Origin of the sequence: Microbacterium sp. T2.11-28 (assembly GCF_950097975.1) — a bacterium.
Taxonomy (GTDB): domain Bacteria; phylum Actinomycetota; class Actinomycetes; order Actinomycetales; family Microbacteriaceae; genus Microbacterium.
Window position 1 is genome coordinate 29,887 of sequence record NZ_CATNHF010000004.1, and the last position, 18,366, is coordinate 48,252.

An 18,366-nucleotide genomic window follows, 5' to 3' on the forward strand; every position below is an offset into this window, starting at 1 on the left:
CGCCGGGTTGGGGAGGGCATGACCACCATCGGAATCATCGGCGCAGGACACATCGGCTCGCAGCTCGCCCGGGCCTTCACCCGGCTCGGCGACGAGGTGGTGATCGCGAACTCGCGCGGCCCCGAGACCCTCGCCGGTCTCATCGAGGAGCTCGGCCCCACAGCCCGCGCCGCCACGGCGGACGAGGCGGCGGCCGCCGGCGAGGTCGTCGTGGTGACCGTTCCGCTCTCGGCCTACCGGGAGGTCCCGGTCGAGCCGCTCGAGGGCAAGATCGTGCTCGACACCAACAACTACTACTGGGAGCGCGACGGCCACATCCCCGCGCTGGACAGCGGCGAGGCCACGACGTCGGGTCTCCTGCAGGAGCACCTCGCCGGCGCGAAGGTCGTGAAGGCGTTCAACCACATCATGGCCGCGGAGATCACGACGGCCGGCACTCCCGCGGGGACGCCCGGCCGCCGCGCGCTCGGCACGGCATCGGACTTCCCCGAGGCCATCTCCTACGTCACCGATCTGTACGACCGGCTCGGCTTCGACACCGTCTCGGTGGGACCGCTGTCGGAGTCGTGGCGGCTCGAGCGCGACCGTCCCGCCTACGTGACGCGTCAGGATGCGGCACAGCTGCGCGACAACCTCGCCGCCGCGTTCCGCGTGCGCCCCGAAGACGCGGCCTGACCGCTTCGCACCACCGCCCGCCGCGCGCGCAGCCCACGGGCGCGGCGGGCGCTCTCGCAGGTTCGTCGGGGACGGGCGCAGTAGCGTGGCCCCCATGCAGCGACCCGCGCCCGAGCCCGCCCCGCGCCCCGAGCGCGACTCCGCACCCAGTCCGTCAGCCGGCGGCGCACCGGGCCCGTCACCCCGCGGCGAGGGGGATCGTCCGTGGCTGGCCGCCTACGCCGACGGCGTGCCCCACGACATCGGTCCGGTGACCGAGACGCTCGTCGACCTGCTCACCGCCTCCGTCGCCCACTACGGCAAGAAGACCGCGCTCGAGTTCTTCGGCGCGACGACCACCTACGCGGAGCTCGGCGAGCGGGTCGAGCGCGCGGCGGCGGGCCTGCGCGCCCTCGGTGTGTCCCGGGGCGACCGCGTGGCGCTCGTGCTCCCGAACTGCCCCGACCACGTCGTGGCCTTCTACGCGATCCTGCGCCTGGGCGCGATCGTCGTCGAGCACAACCCGCTCTACACCGCCCGGGAGCTGCGGCACCAGTTCGAGGTGCACGGCGCCAAGGTCGCCGTCGTGTGGGACAAGGCGGCCGACACCGTCGCGGGGCTTCCCGACGACATCCGGCCGGACCACGTGGTCTCCGTCGACCTCACCCGGGGCATGCCGCTGCGCACCCGGCTCGCCCTCCGCGTGCCGATCGCCCGGGCGCGGACGGCGCGCTCGGCGCTGACGTCGCGTCCCACCGCGCGGGGCATCGTGCCCTGGACGCGCGTGGCGGCGTCGCGACGGCTGTCCCGGCGCGTGCCGCGGCCCGGCATCGACGACATCGCGCTCCTGCAGCTCACGAGCGGGACGACCGGGGTCCCCAAGGCGGCGATGCTGTCGCACCGCAATCTGCGGGCGAACGCCGCGCAGGGGCGCGCGTGGCTCCCGGGCCTGCACGACGGCGCCGAGGTCGTCTACGCCGTGCTCCCGCTGTTCCACGCCTACGGGCTGACGCTGTGCCTCACCTTCGCCATGTCGATCGGGGCCACGCTCGTCCTGTTCCCGAAGTTCGACCTCGACCTCGTGATCGCGGCCGCGCGGGTGTCGCCTCCGACCTTCCTTCCCGCCGTCCCGCCCATCTACGACGCCCTGGCCCGCGCGAGCGTGCAGGGTCGGGTCGACCTCAGCGGGGTCCGCTTCGCCATCTCCGGCGCCATGAGCCTCCCCGTCTCCACCGTGACCCGCTGGGAGGAGGCCACCGGGGGCCTGCTCGTCGAGGGATACGGCATGACCGAGACGTCGCCGGTCGCGCTGGGCAACCCCGCCGGTCCCTCCCGCCGCCCGGGCACGGTGGGCGTGCCCTTCCCGAGCACCGAGGCGCGCGTGGTCGATCCGGACGATCCGTCCTCGCTGCGCGGACCGGGCGAGGAGGGCGAGCTGCTCCTTCGCGGACCCCAGGTGTTCCAGGGCTACTGGAACAGCCCCGACGAGACGGCCGCAGTGCTCCTGCCGGACGGATGGCTGCGCACCGGCGACATCGTGACGATGTCGGAGGACGGCTTCGTCACGATCGTCGACCGGCTGAAGGAGCTGATCATCACCGGCGGCTTCAACGTGAGCCCGAGCGAGGTCGAGCAGGCGCTGATGCTCCACCCCGACGTGGCGGAGGCCGCGGTGGTGGGGCTGCGCCGCGCCGGCGGCGGCGAGGACGTCACGGCGGCCGTCGTCGTCCGCGACGGCGCCGTGTTCGATGCGGGGGCGCTGCGCGACTTCGCCCGCACCCACCTCACGCCCTACAAGGTGCCCAAGCGGATCGTCGCGGTCGACGCGCTCCCGCGCAACCAGGTCGGCAAGGTGCTGCGCCGGGTGGTGCGGGACTCCCTCGACGACAGCGGAGCCCGCTCCGCCTGACGTCGAGGAGGTCTGGCGGAGCGGGCTCCGGGTGAGCGGGTCGTCGCGGCGGGATCAGTACCAGCCGACGGACTGCGAGTGGTCCCAGGCGCCGCAGGGCGTGCCGTAGCGGCCGTCGATGTAGCCGAGGCCCCAGCGGATCTGCGTCGCGGCGCTGTTCTCCCAGTCGCTCCCGGCGCTGGCCATCTTGCTGCCGGGGAGCGCCTGCGGGATGCCGTACGCACCGCTGGACGCGTTGTACGCGCGGTAGTTCCAGCCCGACTCCTTCTGCCACAGCTTCTCGAGGCAGCTGAACTGGTCCGAGCTCCAGCCGCGGTCGGCCACGAGCGCGCGCGCGGTCGCCTTGGCGCCCGCGACGGAGTTGTCGCCGGACGAGGCGGCCGAGCCGCCGCTGACCGAACCCGAACCCGAACCCGAGCCCGAGCCCGAGCCCGAGCTCGACGCGGAGGCCTCGGCGGCGGCCGCCTCCTCGGCGGCCTTCTTCGCAGCCGCCTCGGCAGCGGCCTTCTTGGCGGCGGCCTTCTTGGCGGCGATCTCTGCCGCCTTCTTCTTCTCGGCCTTCTCGAGGCGCTGGAGCAGCGACGCGGTCGCCTTCTCCACCTGCGCGGTGTCGCCCGCGGCGTCGGCGGTGCTGGCCGGCAGCAGCAGCACCGGGGTCACGGCGATCGTCTGCAGCTGCTCCACGTGCTCCTCGAGCACCGAGGTGTCGATCGTGGTCGCGCCGGCGACGTCGAGCTTCTTCTTCTCGACCTTCGCGGCGACCTTGTCCTCGGCGGCCTCGGCCGCGGCGATCGCGTCCTCCGCGTCGTCGAGTGCAGCCTCCGCGTCGTCGACGATGGCGTCGAGCGGCTCGGTGGCGAGCGTCGCGGCCTCCTCGGAGACGAACGGCGCGATGGCGGCCGTGTCGGTGTCGGCGTAGGCGGCGACCGCGACGCGGGCGGCCGGCTCATCCTGCGCGGCGTGGGCGGCGGTGGACATCCCTCCCGCGATGCCGAGGCCGAGCGTGAGAGCGACGGCGGTGGACAGAGTGGAACGGCGGGAGGAGAGCAGGCGCATGCGTAACGATGTCTTTCAGGTGGCTTCTCGCGGCGCCGCGCTCAGCGGAGCAGAGCGTCGCGACGTGCCCTCGGGACGGGCACAAGTCCCCGAGTCTGCCCACGGTTCCTGGACGAAACCTCCGCTGAACCTGGGTGAACCGTGGGAGCCTACCACCCGGATTTGCTCCGGCGGGGGTCCTATCGACCCTCCGGAAGCCCGGTATAGAGTCCCATGTGCACGAGCGCGGACACGATCCGGCGCGAACCCGCGAGAGGAGTTGCCGACATGGCATCCAGTCCTGCAGCAGACATCATCGACGCCATCGGAGGCCCCGGGAACGTCGCCGGGCTCACCCACTGCGCCACCCGGCTGAGGTTTCAGCTGCGCGACGGCGACAAGGTCGACAAGGACCGGATGGAGGCGATCTCCGGCGTCATGGGCGCCGTCCCGCAGGCGGGCGACCGGTTCCAGGTCGTGATCGGGGGCGCCGTCCAGACCGTCTACAACGACATCATGGCGCTGCCCGAGATGGCCGACGTCGACGCGCCCTCCGACGCGGACGTCAAGGCCGCCCAGCGCGCGCGCGGCCCGCGCGGCAAGGTCGCGTGGCTCGACTCGCTCTTCGAGTTCCTCTCCGACTCGTTCCGCCCGACCCTCGGCGCCCTGCTCGGCGCATCGCTCATCATCACGTTCATGGCGCTGATGTCGACGCTGCAGGTGATCGGCAACTGGGCCGACCCGCGCACGGAGCTGCCGCCGTCCTGGCAGTTCGTCAACCTGATGTGGCAGTGCGTCTTCGTCTTCCTGCCGCTCATGGTCGCCTACAACGCGTCGAACAAGGTGGGCGCCGATCCCTGGGTCGGCTTCTCGATCATGGCCTCTGTCATGCTTCCCGGCTTCGCGTCGCTGGCGACCCAGGAGGGCGCTCAGCAGATCGTGTTCCTCGGTTCCGAGATCACCACGATCCCGATCTTCGGCATCCCCCTGACGATCTTCAACTACAGCTCGCAGGTGTTCCCGCCGCTGATCATGGCCGCGGTGCTCGGGCCCCTCTACAAGGGCCTGAAGCGCCTCATCCCGGACAATCTGCAGCTCATCTTCGTGCCGTTCCTGGCGATGCTCGTGATGATCCCGCTGACCGCGTTCCTGCTCGGACCGATCGGCGTCTACGCCGGTGCCGCGCTCGCGCAGCTGCTGAGCTCGATCAACTCGTTCTCGCCGTTCATCTTCGCGATCATCATCCCGCTCGCGTACCCGTTCATGGTGCCGCTCGGCCTCCACTGGCCGATCAACGCCATCATGCTGCTGAACATCCAGACGCTCGGCTACGACTTCATCCAGGGCCCGATGGGCGCATGGAACTTCGCGTGCTTCGGCGCCACCGCGGGCGTGCTGCTGCTGGCATGGCGCGAGAAGGACAAGCAGATGAAGCAGACGGCCACCGGCGCCCTGGCGGCGGGTCTTCTCGGCGGCATCTCCGAGCCGTCGCTCTACGGCATCCACCTGCGCTACAAGCGCATCTACCCGCGCATGCTGGTCGGCTGCCTCACCGGCGGTCTCATCATCGGCATCGGCAGCATGCTGCTGGGCCTCGAGAACGGCATCACCACGAAGGCGTTCGTCTTCACGTCGCTGCTGACCATCCCAGCCTTCGAGCCGATCGGCCTGTACGCGATCGCCGTGCTGTCGGCCTTCGCGGTGTCGATGTTCCTCATCGTCGTCGGCGGCTACAAGGACAAGGAGCCCGCCGTGGACGGTCCGGCCGCCTCGGCGGACGTCGCCGACACCGCGGCGACCGCGGGCTCGTCGGTCGTGGGATCGGGCGCGCCGACGGCGGCTTCGGTCGCCGACGTCGCCGGGGGAGCGGCCCTCGCCGGCAGCGCCACCGCGACGGCCACCCTCCCGGACGCCGAGGACCTCGCGCTCACCCAGGTGATGTCGCCCCTCGACGGCACGGCCGTCGCGATCTCCGAGGTCCCCGATCCCGTCTTCGCGGGCGGTGTGATGGGACCGGGCGTCGCGATCGAGCCGAGCGGCGACACCGTCTCCGCGCCCGGCGCGGGCGTGGTCGTCGCCGCCCAGCCCACCGGCCACGCCTTCGGCCTCCAGCTGGACAACGGCGCCGAGATCCTCATCCACGTCGGCATCGACACCGTCAACCTCAAGGGCGACGGCTTCGACGTGAGGGTGAAGAACGGCGACCGGGTCGACGTCGGCGACGTCCTGGTCGTGTTCGACCGGGACGTCATCGAGAAGGCGGGCTACCCGCTCATCACGCCCGTCATCGTCCTCAACGCCGACGCGTTCGACACGGTCGACCCGGTCGCGCTCGGACCGGTGACGGCCGGCGCGCCCCTGCTCGACCTGCAGAAGAAGAAGGGCTGACTCAGGAGTCGAGCGCGACCACGGCGTCCCACAGGGCGTCGGCGACCGCGCGCTTGCTGCCGGCGGCGTGCGCGGCCACGCCGTCGGCAGCGACGATCAGCAGCGCGTTGTCGGTCGTCTCGAAGCCGCGGTCCCAGTCGACGCGGTTGACGGCGAGCAGGTCGACGCCCTTCCGCTCGCGCTTGCGGATCCCGCGCTCGACGAGCTCGTCCTCGCTCGACGCGGTCTCGGCGGCGAACCCGACGATCCGCTGTCCGGGGCGGCGGGCCGCCACCAGCCCGGCCAGGATGTCGGCGTTCTGCACGAGGGAGAGGGTGGCGGTGCCGTCGCCGTCCTCCTTGCGCAGCTTCTCGTGCGACACCTCGGCCACGCGGTAGTCGGCCACAGCGGCGACCATCACCACGACGTCGGCGTCGGCGGCAGCGGCCTGCATGGCCGTGCCGAGCTCGTCGGCGGTGCCGGCGCGGGCGATCTCGATGCGCGGGTGCCGCGCGACCTCGGACAGCACGCCCTCGTCGACGTGAGCCGCGACCAGGCGCACGCGGGCTCCGCGGGCCGCGGCGGCGAGCGCCACCTCGACGCCCTGACGTCCCGAGGAGCGGTTGCCGAGGAAGCGCACCGGATCGATCGGCTCGCGCGTGCCGCCGGTGGAGACGGCGACGGTGCGGCCGGTCAGATCGCCCGCCGGTGCCGGGAGCAGCGCGAGCGCCGCCGCCAGGATCTCGTCGGGCTCCGACATGCGGCCGGGGCCGCTGTCCCCGCCGGTCAGGGGGCCGTCGGCCGGTCCCACGACGTGGACGCCCCGCGCGCGGAGGGTGTCGATGTTCTGACGCGTGGCCGCGTGCTCCCACATGGCGGTGTGCATCGCGGGCGCCACGAGCACCGGCGCCGTGGTGGCCAGCAGCGTGACCCCCAGGAGGTTGTCGGCGATGCCGGTCGCCATCCGCGCGAGGGTGTTGGCGGTCGCCGGCGCGACAACGACGAGGTCGGCGCGCGTGCCGAGCGACACGTGCCGGACCTCCGCGACGTCGTCGTGCACGGAGGTCGTGACAGGATGGCGGCTGACCGCCTCCCACGTCGCGGTCCCCACGAACCGCAGCGCGTCGTCGGTGGGAACAACGTGCACCTCGTGACCGTTGGTGACGAGAGCGCGCACGAGCTGGACCGTCTTGTACGCGGCGATGCCGCCGCTGACACCCACGACAACGAACATGCACCGATCCTCCCACGCGCCGCTGACGCCAGATCCAGGAAAGACAGACCCATGTGCACCGTGATCGTCCACGTCCCCGACGACCCCGCCGCCGCCACGCGGCTGCTCGCGGTGCGGGACGAGGACCCCGCGCGCGCCTGGGACCCGCTCGGTGCGTGGTGGCCCGAGGCGCACCCGGGGGTCGTGGGGGTGCGCGACAGCCGCGCCGGCGGTGCCTGGCTCGCCGCAGACCCGGATGCGGGGCGGCTCGCCGTCGTGCTGAACCGCGCCGAGGTGAGCGACATCGATCCCGCCGAGCTGGGATCGCGTGGTCACGTCGTCCTCGACGCGGTCGCGGGCACCTCGCCGGCGCAGCGTCCGCGGGTCCACGGCTTCAACCTCGTCGAGGTGGATGCCGAGGGTGCGCGCGTGACCATGTGGGACGGCCAGGCGCTGCGGGTGCAGCCGCTGGCACCGGGCATCCACATGATCGCGCACGACGACGTCGACGACCCGGCGACGGCGCGCATCGTCGCGTGGCGCGACGTCTTCTCGCCGCCGGCCGACGGGCCGCAGTGGTGGACGCCGTGGCTCGACGCGCTCGAGCGCACGGCCGAGCTCGATCCGACCGACGAGCGCGCCATCGTGCGCGACAACCGCCCGTACGGCTATCCGACGCTCTCGCTCCTCGTGACCGCCGCGTCGGTCTCCGCCGACGGCGTCGACGTGGTCTACGGCGAGTTCGACGAGCCCGGCGCCTGGAACCGGGTGGAGCTGCGCTGAGCGCCGGCGGTCCCCGCGTGTCGGTGCGCGGCGGTACTGTCGGCGCATGAGCGGATCGGACGACGCGGCCCCCGAGCGGCCGGCGGTCTATTTCGCGGATGCCGAGGAGTTCCGCGCCTGGCTCGACGAGCACCACGAGACCGCCACCGAGCTGTGGATGGGGTTGTACCGCAAGGGCGATCCCGACGTCGGCATCACCTGGGACGACGCGGTGCCGGTCGCCCTCTGCTACGGCTGGATCGACTCGGTCTCGCAGCGCGTCGACGATCGCCGCCGCCGTCAGCGGTGGACGCCGCGCAAGCCCCGGTCGGTGTGGAGCGCGGTCAACATCGCGCACGTCGAGCGCCTGATCGCCGAGGGGCTCATGCGTCCGGCGGGGCTGGCCGCCTACGAGCGCAGGCCCGCCGGCAGCGGCTACTCGTACGAGACCGCCCCCGAGCCGTCGGCCGAGCAGCTGTCGGCACTGGCCGCCGACCCCGCGGCGCAGGCGTTCTGGGACGCCGCGACGCCGTCGTACCGCCGCGTCGCCACGACCTGGGTGCAGTCCGCCAAGCGCGAGGCGACCCGCACCGACCGCCTCGCGACACTGGTCGCCGACTGCGCCGCCGGACGCCTGGTGCCGCCGCAGCGGTACGGCGAACCGCCGGCGTGGCTCACCCGCGCGGCGGCTGCGGCGGCCGCCGCGACCGAGGTGTGAATCCTGCGCCTCGGCCTCCTCGCGCGTGCGCGCCGTCCCTGCGCGGGGTCGTGACGCCGCCCGCTCCGATGCCGAGGAGTCATGCGCGGCGCAGGAGCAGCACCCCGTCGTCGAGATGCGCCGGCCGGCCGTCGGGCGCGGCGGTCTCGCGTGCGCGCACTTCCGCGAGCTCGACGGTCCAGACCGCCGGATCGAGCCCCAGCAGTGCCAGCTCCTGAGCGGGGGTGAGGAGGACGGGATGGTCCTCCGCATCGTCGTGGGCCGACCACGGCGGCACCGCCGCGTGCGAGACGGCGAGCAGCCGCCCGCCCGGGGCGACGCGGGCGGCGGCGCGGCGCAGGATGTCGATGCGCGGGAAGTCGTGCTCCCACGAGTGCAGGAAGCTCGACACCACGAGGTCGAAGGGGCCCGGGGGCAGGTCGCCGGCGGCGTCCGCCGTCTCGAATCGCACCTGCGTGTCGGTCAGGCCCCGCTCGGCCGCCGCGACCCGCGCACGGGAGATCGCCGTCGGGGAGACGTCCACCGCGGTCACCGTCCAGCCCTGCTCCGCCAGCCAGATCGCGTCGGCGCCTTCTCCGCAGCCGATCTCCAGGGCGGTTCCGCGGGGGAGCGTGCGCGCCACCGCAGCCGTGGTCTCGTTCACCCGACCCGACCAGAAGCGCGTGCCCTCGGCGTACCGCTCCTCCCAGTGGGCGTTGCGCGCGGCCGCGCGCGCGTCGCGCCGCGCGGCGACGGCGTGGGCGGCGTCCTCGGCGACGAGCGCGGCGTTCACGGCGGCGCCGGCCATCGATCCCGCTCCCATCGACAGCGGCACGTTGCCGAACGGGGCGGCGACGTTGCCGGCGGCCCAGATGCGCGGGTGACTGGTCGCGCCGGTCGCATCGACGGCCAGGGGAGCGCCCGGCTGGTCGGCGCGGGCGAGGCGCAGGCCGGAGAGGAACTCCAGTGCGACCTCCGGCGCGGGAGCGACGAAGACGGCGTCCACCGGGTGCGTCGTCCCGGCGTCGTCGACGAGTCCGGTGAGCCGGCCGTCGCCGGACCCCACCGACCGCACCGGCCGCTCGACGATCCGGATGCCGCGGGCGTCCCACCGCTCGCGCACCTCGGGCGCGAGCGGCCCCGCGAGGGCGGTGAACGCGGTCACGTCCTCGCTCCACTGCCGCACGAGGTCGATCTGATGCACGCTCGCCGGCGACGTCGCGATCACGCCCAGCCGCCGGCCGCCGACCTCCCAGCCGTGGCAGTACGGGCAGTGGAGCACCGATGTGCCCCAGTGCGCCGCCAGGCCGTCGATGTCGGGAAGGGCGTCGCGGATCCCGGTCGCCACGACGACGGCGCGCGCGTGCTCGACGCCGCCGTCGGCCCGGACGATCCGCAGACCGTCGGCGGTGCCGGAGACCTCGGTCACCGTCGCCGACTCGACGACCACGCCGTACGCCTCGGCCTCCCGGCGGCCGCGCGCGAGCAGCTCCGCCGGCTCCGCGCCGTCGTGTCCGAGTACGCCGTGCATGTGCGCGGCGAACCGGTTGCGCGGCGCGCCGCCGTCGATCACGAGCGTGCGCCGGCGTGCCCGCCCCAGCATCTGCGCGGCGCTCAGCCCTGCCACTGCGCCGCCGATGACGACGGCATCCCATTCCCTGATGTCCATGGACCCAGCGTGACGAGGCCGTTCGCGAGAGTGCAAGCTCGCTTGCGGGAATGGCAAGATGGGACCATGCGCACCGAACTCGACCAGGTGGGGCCGCGGCTCCGCGCCGCGCGGCAGTCCCGCGGCTGGACCCTCGACGACGTCGCCGCGCGCGCCGGGCTGTCCGCCAGCACGCTCTCGCGACTGGAGTCCGGCAAGCGGCAGGCCTCGCTGGAGCTCCTCGTCCCGCTCACCCGGATCCTCGGCATCCGCATCGACGACCTGCTGCCCGCCGAGACCGCCGATCCTCGGGTGCGGCGGGCCGTGGAGCGCCGCGACGGCATGGTGATCGCTCCGCTGACGCTCGAGCACGCCCCGGTGAAGACCTACAAGATCACCTACGCGCCCACGACCGTCGTGCCCGCGCCGCGCGTGCACGAGGGCTACGAGTGGCTGTACGTGCTGAGCGGGCGCGTGCTCCTGGTGCTCGACGGCACCGAGCACGAGATCGCCCGCGGCGAGGCGGCCGAGTTCGACACGCGGCTGCCGCACAGCATCCGCGCCTCCGCCGACGGCCCGGCCGAGGTGATCAGCATCTTCAGCGCGGCCGGCGAGCGCATCCACACCCGCGTCACCAACTCCTAGGCCGCCCTCCCGGGCCATCCGCGCCTTCGGGTCAGGACGGCTGCGCGTTCACGACTCCGGAAGAAGCCGCGGCTCGGCCGGGCCGGACGCCCGTTCTCGCTCCGGCGGGCCCGGATTTCCGGAGTTGCGAACGCGCCGCGGCTGGCACCCCGCGTCGGGAAGCCCGGCACCGCCGCCGGGTCAGGACGTGCGGTGCTCCCGGTAGTAGGCCAGCAGCGCCCGGGTCGACGCGTCCTGCGCGTCGAGCGCGTCCTCGTCGCCCTCGATCGCGGGTGCGATCTGCAGCGCGAGCTGCTTGCCGAGCTCGACTCCCCACTGGTCGAAGGAGTTGATGCCCCAGACGACGCCCTGCGTGAACGTGATGTGCTCGTACAGGGCGACGAGCTCGCCGAGCACGCGCGGGGTGAGGGCGGGCGCGAAGATCGAGGTCGTCGGGCGGTTCCCCGCGAAGGTGCGGGCCGCCACGAGCGGTCCGGTCGTGCCCTCGGCCTCGACCTCGGCCGCGGTCTTGCCGAAGGCGAGGGCCTTGGTCTGCGCGAGGAAGTTCGCGAGGAAGAGGCCGTGCACGTCGCGGCCGCCGTCCTTGAGCGGATAGGCGGGGTTCACGAACGCGATGAAGTCGGCGGGGATGAGCCGGGTGCCCTGGTGGATCAGCTGGTAGAACGCGTGCTGGCCGTTGGTCCCCGGCTCGCCCCAGAAGATCTCCCCGGTGTCGCTGGTGACCGGCGACCCGTCCCACCGCACGGACTTGCCGTTGGACTCCATGGTGAGCTGCTGCAGGTACGCGGCGAAGCGGCTGAGCTGCTGGGCGTAGGGGAGCACGGCATGCGACTGGGCCCCGAGGAAGTTCGTGTACCAGACGTTCAGCAGCCCCATCAGCACGGGGACGTTCCGCTCCAGCGGCGTGGACGCCATGTGCTCGTCGACGGCGTGGAAGCCGGCGAGCAGCTCGCGGAAGGCAGGCGGGCCGAGGGTGATCACGAGCGACAGTCCGATGGCGGAGTCCACGGAGTAGCGCCCGCCGACCCAGTCCCAGAACCCGAAGGCGTTCGCGGTGTCGATCCCGAAGGCGGCCACCTTGTCGAGCGCGGTGGAGACCGCGACGAAGTGATGCGCGACCGCATCCGTCCGCTGCTCCTCCGAGCCGTCGACGGCGCCCGCCGCCTCGAGCCCCGCCCAGAGCCAGTCCCGCGCGAGGCGCGCGTTGGTGAGGGTCTCGAGGGTCGTGAACGTCTTCGACGCGACGATGAACAGCGTCGTCTCGGGGTCGAGGTCGGCGGTCTTGTGCGCCAGGTCGAAGGGGTCGATGTTCGAGACGAAGCGCGCCTGGATGCCGGCGTCGGCATACGGCTCGAGCGCCTCGGAGATCATCACCGGACCCAGGTCCGATCCGCCGATGCCGATGTTGACGACGTGCGTGACGGTCTTGCCCGTCATGCCCACCCACTCGCCCGAGCGCACGCGGTCGGCGAATGCCGACATCGCGGCCAGGACCTCCTGCACGTCGTGGTCGATGTCCTGACCGTCGACGATGAGCGCGGGCGTCGTCCCGGCCGGCCGGCGCAGTGCCGTGTGGAGCACAGCGCGGTCCTCGGTCGTGTTGATGTGCTCGCCGGCGAGCATCGCCGCGAACCGCTCGGCGACGCCGGTCTGCTCGGCCAGACGCACCAGCGCGGCGAGGATGTCGTCGTCGACGAGGTTCTTCGACAGGTCGACGCGCAGGTCGGCGAGGTCGAAGGTCAGCCGCTCGACGCGGCCGGGGTCGGCGGTGAACGCACCGCGCAGATCCGGGGTGAACGAGTCGCGGGCTGCGGAGAGCTCTCCCCAGGCGGCAGTGGCGGTGGCGTCGATCGGAGTGGTCACGGGGACAACGCTAGCGCTGAACCCGCTCCGCCACAGGGCCGTACGGCGGACAAAACGGCCGCGCCGACCCGCCTCGTCAGCCCGGACCGCGGTCTCCGCGCCCGGTGGTGACAGTCGTTGCCGCCTCCCGGGGCGGGAAGCGGCAACGAGTGCCACCGGTTCGTGCGGCCGGGCCGTCAGTCGGCCGTGCGGAGGGTGACGGCGCCGGCCGAGACGGTGACGTCGACGCGGTTCGGCGACGCGGGATCGGTGCGGAGGTCGTGGGTGAACCTCCCCGCCGACACGTCGCTGGTCAGGGCGTACTCGCCGTCCGGGACGGTGAGGTCCAGGCGTCCGGCGCTGACGTCGAGCGTGAGCGCGGCGGGGGCACGGCCGTCGAGCTCGCCCTCCACGGATCCGGCGCTCACCGAGAGCCGGGCGTCCGAGACGCCGGACAGGTCGTAGCGGGCCGATCCTGCGCTCACCTCGGAGGTGAGCGCGTCCGCCGTTCCCGAGACGCGGAGCGACCCGGCGTCGAGGTGCAGGTCGAGCGCGCCGAAGTCGCCGTCGGCGCGCAGCGATCCGCTGTCGACGTCGATGTCGGCGTCGACGCCCGCGGCGGAGGCCGGCAGGGTCAGCTCGACGGTGTCGGGCTCGCGGAACCACCCCCAGCGTCCCCAGACGTTCCGATCGGACGAGACGACGAGGCGGTCGCCCTCGCGCTCGAAGGTCCAGTCGTCGATGCCCGACGCGCCGGTGACGCGAAGTGTGGCCTCCGAGACCGCGCCGTACGAGACGGTCACGTCGGCGGCGCTGGTGTCGAGGTCGAGGCTGCGCAGCCCGGACGCCGACACCGTCGCCTCGCCGTCGCGGATCGTCGCGGAGCGCATCGCCGAGAGGACTCCCGTGAACACGGTGCCCGCGATGAGCACCGCGCCGGCGCAGATCGCGATGGTCGCGACGACCTTCGACGAGGTGCGCCGGGGCGGGCGGGGAGCGCCCTGATCGGCGGCGCCCGAGGTCGGCGGCGGGGTCAGCGGGGTGCCCGGCGCGGCGCTGCCGGACGCGGCAGGGGCATCGGATGCCAGGGGGGCATCGGGGACGAGGGTCATCGGACTGCTCCGTTCCGGGGAGGGGTGTCGCCGCCGTGACCGAGGTGGACGAGGGCGGCGAGGACGCGGCGGTTGCCGTGCTCGTCGGGTTCGAGGTCGAGCTTCTGGAAGAGCGAGGTGATGTGCTTCTCGACACTCGCCTCGCTGACGAAGAGGGTCTGCGCGATCGCCTGGTTGCTCTTGCCCTCGGCGATCAGGGCGAGCACGGTCCGCTCGCGATCGGTCAGCCGCGCCATCCGGTCATCGCGGGCGCGCCGGGTCAGCAGCTGCGCGACGACCTCGGGGTCGAGCACCGTCGCACCGGCGCCGATCCGCTCGATCGACTCGAGGAAGTCGCGGACGTCGGCGACGCGGTCCTTCAAGAGGTAGCCGAGCGCCGCCCCGTGCGAGGTAATGAGGTCGCTCGCGTAGCGCTCCTCGACGTACTGGCTGAGCACGAGCACGGGGAGGTCGGGGTTCGCCGCGCGCAGGGCGAGCGCGGCGCGGATGCCCTCGTCGGTGAAGGTCGGCGGAAGCCGGACGTCGAGGATGCAGAGCTCGGGCGCGGTGTCGGCGACCACGGCGGCGAGGTCGCCGGCGTCGGGCAGCGCGGCCACGATCTCGTGACCGGCGTCCTCGAGGACGCGGACCAGACCCTCGCGCAGCAGCGCCGAGTCCTCGCAGATCAGGATGCGCACGGGACGCTCACCTCCAGGCTGGTCGGGCCGCCCTGCGGGCTGTCGAGGCGCGATGTGCCTCCGGCGGCGACGATGCGGTTGACGATGCCGTCGAGGCCCCCGCCGGGGATGACGCGGGCGCCTCCGACGCCGTTGTCCTCCACGCGCGCCCAGAGGGTCACGGCGCCCGTGGCCTCGTCGGTGCGACGGCGCACGATCACGCGGCATTCGCTCGCGCGGGAGTGCTTGGCGGCGTTGGTGATCGACTCGGCGATCGAGAAGTAGAGCGCCGCCTCGGCCGTGCGGCTGCAGCGGCCGTCCAGGCGCACGTCGAGCACGACTGGCACGGGCGAGCGGCCGGCGAGGGCGGAGAGGGCGGCGTCGAGGCCGCGGTCGTCGAGGACCGAGGCGTGGATGCCGCGCGCGAGCTGGCGCAGCTCGGTGATCGCGGCCTTCGTCGAGGTGTGCGCCTCGTCGATCAGGGCCTTGGCGGCGGCCGGATCGGTGTCGATCTTCTGCTGCGCGAGTCCGAGCGTCATCCCGACCGAGACCAGCCGCGGCTGGACGCCGTCGTGCAGATCGCGCTCCAGCCGGGTGCGCTCGACCTCGCTGGCGCGCACCGCCCCCGCCCGCTGCGCCCCCGCCGTGCGGGCCTGCTCGGCGAGCGCCGCCTCGCGGGAGGGGACGAGGATGGCGCGGGTGAGGGTGGCATGCAGCACGGCGATGCCGAACAGCAGCGCGAGGCTTGCGAGGATGCTGAGCACGCCGATGAGCACGGCCCAGCCGGGGTGGACGGACAGGTCGGTCCAGGGCAGTCGCGCGCGGGCGCCCAGCGGGGCGAACAGCAGCCCGACCCCGGAGACGAGCCAGGCCACGAGGGGCAGCACGAACAGGCCGAGGACCGTCCCGATGGCGGCGCTGGAGGTTCCGCGCCACATCGCTCCGTCGGTGAACTGGCGCCACAGGGTGCGCAGCCAGCCGCCGAAGCCCGGGCCGGCGCTCGGGCGGAGGCGCAGGGCGGGCAGGCCGTAGCCGTACAGGCCGTCGACGCGCTCGTACTCGACCCATGCGGTGGCCCACAGCACGTAGACGAAGGCGACGAGGAAGAGGAGCCCGATGCCGAGCACGGGGAGGAGCCCGACGCCCACGCTCAGGAATGTCAGGAGGATCGTGAATGCGACGGCGCCGGCGATGCCGAGGGCCGCGAGCTGCGCGATCGCCCCCAGATGGGTGAGGGCGCCCGGCCGCCGGTGCGGGAGTGCTGCGGTGGTCATGTCTCCACGGTAGGACCGGCGTCGCGGGCGCGCCGCAGTGGTGTCCGGACGAATCACCTCGGGTTATCCCTACGTGTTAATGAGAATGATTCTCAGTTCTGATAGCGTCGTCTCCCGTGCCCCGCCGTCTGACCCCCGTCGCCCTCGCCGCCGTGCTGATCCTGTCCGGATGCGCCCCCGCACCGAGCGGAGCCGAGCCGGCGCCCGCCCCGGGATCGGATGCCGTGCCGGCGGACGGAGTGACCGAGCTGGCCGCGCCGGCGCTGCATCTGACGACGCTCGCCCCCGACGGCGCGGTCAGCCACCTCGACCTCGCCTCGGGCCGGTCGTCCACGATCGCGCGCATCGCGCCCGCCGACGCCGTCGCGGGCGACGGCCGCTATCTGTTCGCCCTGCGCGAGGGCTCGGTCACGATCGTCGACAGCGGGGCGTGGACGTGGAACCACGGCGACCACGTCCACTACTACTCCGGACCGGCGCGTGTCGTCGGCGACGTCGAGGGACCGGGGACCCCGACGGTCGTCGCGGGCGAGCGCAGCGTCGGCATCAGCTTCGACGGCGGCGGCGGGCCCGGGGAGGCGGTCCTCGTCAAGGTCGCCCCGCTCGCCGACGGCGAGATCGAGGAGCTCTTCCGGCGCGACGCCGCAGCGGCCGCCGCGGGCATGGTCGTCCCGCTCGCCTACGGCGCGTGGGTGACCGAGGTCGCCGACGGGCGCGTCGCCCGGCTGCGCCACGTCGACGAGGACGGCGTCGCCGGTGAGGCGGTCCGGTGCGCCGACGCCGCCGGATCGATCGCCACGGCGGTCGGGGTCGTGGTCGCCTGCGCCGACGGGGTGGTCCTCGCCGCCGACGGGCGCCCGGCGCAGACCGAGCGCCTGGACTACCCGGCGGCGGACGATCGCGTCCGGGCGTTCTCGGGCCGCGAGGGGAGACCGTCGGTCGCCGCCCTCACGGACGGGGGAGCGGTGTGGGTGCTCGACACCCGGGCGCGCGCGTGGCACGCGTGGCGCGCCGCGTCAGCGGTGACGGCCGTGGCCGCAGTCGGCGACGACGCGGACCATGTGGTCGCGGTCTCCCGCAGCGGCGAGGTGCGCGTCCACCACGGCACGACGGGGCGTCTGCTCTCCACCGTCGCCGCCTCCGGTGCGCCGGCGCACGTCCCGGCGCTGTTCCCGGAGCAGCGGCAGACCTACGTCGTCGACCCCGCGGGCGCAGCCCTCGTCGTCGATCACGGCAGCGGCGCAGTCCTCGCCCGCTTCGCGCTTCCCGACGGCCTCACCGTGCTGACCGGCCGCTGACCGGCCGCCGACCGACCACCGGCGTCCCTCCCGGGCCGCCATCCAGAAAGGAAAACCATGAAACGACCCCTGCTGCTGACCGCAGGAGCCGCGATCGCCGCGCTCGCCCTCGCGGGCTGCGCCACTCCCTCCCCATCGGGACCCCCGTCCGACCCGGCGCCCGATCCCGCCGCCGCCGTCGACGGCCCCCGCGTCGCCGTCGCGTACGAGGGCGGTGTGCTCGTGCTCGACGGCGAGACCCTCGGCGTGATCGCCGATGAGCCGTCCGAGGACTTCGTCCGCCTCAACCTGGCGGGCGACGACCGTCACGCGTTCGTGACGACGTCGCGCGGCTTCGAGCTCCTCGACCTGCGGGAGGCGAAGCTCACCGACCTCGTGGTCCCGGCGGGCGCTGCCGGCCACGTCGTCCGTCACGCCGGCAAGACGGTGCTGTACGACGACGCGACGAGCGACACCACCGTCTTCGAGACCGCTGCCCTCGCCGATGCCGGCGACGAGCTCCCCGAGGCCGAGGTCATCGAGGGCGTCGAGGCGCACCACGGCGTGTCGGTCGTGCTGTCGGACGGCGCGCTGCTGACCACGGTGGGCGATGCGGACTCCCGCAGCGGCATCCGCGTCACCGGCGCCGACGGCGCGGAGATCGCCGCCAGCGCGGACTGCCCCGGCGTCCACGGCGAGGGCACCGCGGCCGGAGAGGCCGTCGTCGTCGGCTGCGAGGACGGCGCCCTCGTCTACCGCGACGGCACCATCACCAAGCTGACGTCGCCCGACGCGTTCGGCCGCATCGGCAACGCCTACGTCTCCGAGGACAGCCCGCTCGTGGTGATGGACTACAAGGACGACCCGGACGCCGAGGGGTACCTGCTGCACCGGCTCGCGCTGGTGGACACCGAGGCGCTGACCCTCGACGTCGTCGACCTCCCCGCCGGCGTCTCGTACACGTGGCGGGGCGTCGTGCGCGGCGAGGACGGCGACGCGCTGCTGCTCGGATCGGACGGCCGGGTGCACGTCGTCGATCCCGCCTCCGGCGAGGTCACCGCCTCGCACGAGGCGATCGAGGCGTGGGAGAGCCCCGCCGAGTGGCAGGACGCGCACCCCGCGATCGCCGTCGCGGGCGGCACGGTGTACGTCACCGACGCGGCGCAGCGGCGGATCGTCGCCCTCGACGCCGCCACGGGCGCCGTGACCGCCGCCGCCGACCTCCCCGTCACCCCGAACGAGATCGTCGCCGTGGACTAACCCCCCCCGGCGCGC

The 18,366-nt window shown here is 73.5% G+C and carries 15 protein-coding genes; 8 read left to right on the plus strand and 7 right to left on the minus strand.

Annotated features, from left to right (window positions below):
- Positions 1–18 precede the first annotated feature (18 nt).
- Together QQZ13_RS05830 and QQZ13_RS05835 are read left to right on the plus strand one after the other, a co-directional pair.
- On the plus strand, positions 19–675 hold the full coding sequence (locus QQZ13_RS05830; protein WP_284528149.1) for an NADPH-dependent F420 reductase: 657 nt from the start codon (positions 19–21) through the stop codon (positions 673–675).
- Positions 676–769: 94 nt separating this feature from the next.
- Positions 770–2,563 carry a long-chain-fatty-acid--CoA ligase gene (locus tag QQZ13_RS05835; protein ID WP_284528150.1) on the plus strand — a complete coding sequence of 598 codons (1,794 nt, stop codon included), beginning with the start codon at positions 770–772 and terminating at the stop codon, positions 2,561–2,563.
- A 54-nt stretch (positions 2,564–2,617) separates the two neighbouring features.
- Here the strand turns inward: QQZ13_RS05835 and QQZ13_RS05840 are convergent, their stop codons facing one another.
- Entirely contained in the window at positions 2,618–3,619 is a 1,002-nt protein-coding gene (locus QQZ13_RS05840) for a lytic transglycosylase domain-containing protein (RefSeq protein WP_284528151.1), read from the minus strand.
- Positions 3,620–3,886: 267 nt separating this feature from the next.
- On the opposite strand from QQZ13_RS05840, the gene QQZ13_RS05845 reads away from it, so the two are divergent.
- Positions 3,887–5,986, plus strand: a complete 2,100-nt coding sequence (locus QQZ13_RS05845; protein ID WP_284528152.1) for a glucose PTS transporter subunit IIA — start codon at positions 3,887–3,889, stop codon at positions 5,984–5,986.
- 1 nt (position 5,987) lies between these two features.
- On the opposite strand, the gene coaBC is transcribed toward QQZ13_RS05845, so the two are convergent.
- Positions 5,988–7,199, minus strand: a complete 1,212-nt coding sequence (coaBC, locus tag QQZ13_RS05850; RefSeq protein WP_284528153.1) for a bifunctional phosphopantothenoylcysteine decarboxylase/phosphopantothenate--cysteine ligase CoaBC — start codon at positions 7,197–7,199, stop codon at positions 5,988–5,990.
- A gap of 51 nt (positions 7,200–7,250) precedes the next feature.
- Here coaBC and QQZ13_RS05855 point away from each other — a divergent pair, with 51 nt between their 5' ends.
- Entirely contained in the window at positions 7,251–7,961 is a 711-nt protein-coding gene (locus tag QQZ13_RS05855; protein ID WP_284528154.1) for an NRDE family protein, read from the plus strand.
- Between the two features lie 46 nt (positions 7,962–8,007).
- On the plus strand, positions 8,008–8,658 hold the full coding sequence (locus QQZ13_RS05860; RefSeq protein ID WP_284528155.1) for a YdeI family protein: 651 nt from the start codon (positions 8,008–8,010) through the stop codon (positions 8,656–8,658).
- A gap of 79 nt (positions 8,659–8,737) precedes the next feature.
- On the opposite strand, the gene QQZ13_RS05865 is transcribed toward QQZ13_RS05860, so the two are convergent.
- Positions 8,738–10,306, minus strand: a complete 1,569-nt coding sequence (locus QQZ13_RS05865; protein WP_284528156.1) for a bifunctional NAD(P)/FAD-dependent oxidoreductase/class I SAM-dependent methyltransferase — start codon at positions 10,304–10,306, stop codon at positions 8,738–8,740.
- 66 nt (positions 10,307–10,372) lie between these two features.
- Here QQZ13_RS05865 and QQZ13_RS05870 point away from each other — a divergent pair, with 66 nt between their 5' ends.
- A complete protein-coding gene (locus QQZ13_RS05870) occupies positions 10,373–10,930 on the plus strand; it encodes a helix-turn-helix domain-containing protein (RefSeq protein WP_284528157.1) in 558 nt (185 codons plus the stop codon).
- A 180-nt stretch (positions 10,931–11,110) separates the two neighbouring features.
- On the opposite strand, the gene pgi is transcribed toward QQZ13_RS05870, so the two are convergent.
- From pgi to QQZ13_RS05890, 4 genes are all read right to left on the minus strand, one after another.
- Entirely contained in the window at positions 11,111–12,793 is a 1,683-nt protein-coding gene (gene pgi / locus QQZ13_RS05875; protein WP_284528158.1) for a glucose-6-phosphate isomerase, read from the minus strand.
- 176 nt (positions 12,794–12,969) lie between these two features.
- Positions 12,970–13,884, minus strand: a complete 915-nt coding sequence (locus QQZ13_RS05880) for a hypothetical protein (protein ID WP_284528159.1) — start codon at positions 13,882–13,884, stop codon at positions 12,970–12,972.
- A complete protein-coding gene (locus QQZ13_RS05885) occupies positions 13,881–14,561 on the minus strand; it encodes a response regulator transcription factor (protein WP_284528160.1) in 681 nt (226 codons plus the stop codon). The genes QQZ13_RS05880 and QQZ13_RS05885 overlap by 4 nt, the downstream gene beginning before the upstream one ends.
- Entirely contained in the window at positions 14,549–15,814 is a 1,266-nt protein-coding gene (locus tag QQZ13_RS05890) for a sensor histidine kinase (RefSeq protein ID WP_284528161.1), read from the minus strand. Before QQZ13_RS05890 ends, QQZ13_RS05885 begins: the two co-directional genes overlap by 13 nt.
- Positions 15,815–15,930: 116 nt before the next feature.
- Here QQZ13_RS05890 and QQZ13_RS05895 point away from each other — a divergent pair, with 116 nt between their 5' ends.
- Together QQZ13_RS05895 and aztD are read left to right on the plus strand one after the other, a co-directional pair.
- Entirely contained in the window at positions 15,931–17,112 is a 1,182-nt protein-coding gene (locus QQZ13_RS05895) for a hypothetical protein (protein ID WP_284528162.1), read from the plus strand.
- 57 nt (positions 17,113–17,169) lie between these two features.
- The gene (aztD, locus tag QQZ13_RS05900; RefSeq protein ID WP_284528163.1) at positions 17,170–18,351 is read left to right on the plus strand and encodes a zinc metallochaperone AztD; all 1,182 of its coding nucleotides are present in this window, start codon (positions 17,170–17,172) and stop codon (positions 18,349–18,351) included.
- Positions 18,352–18,366 lie beyond the last annotated feature (15 nt).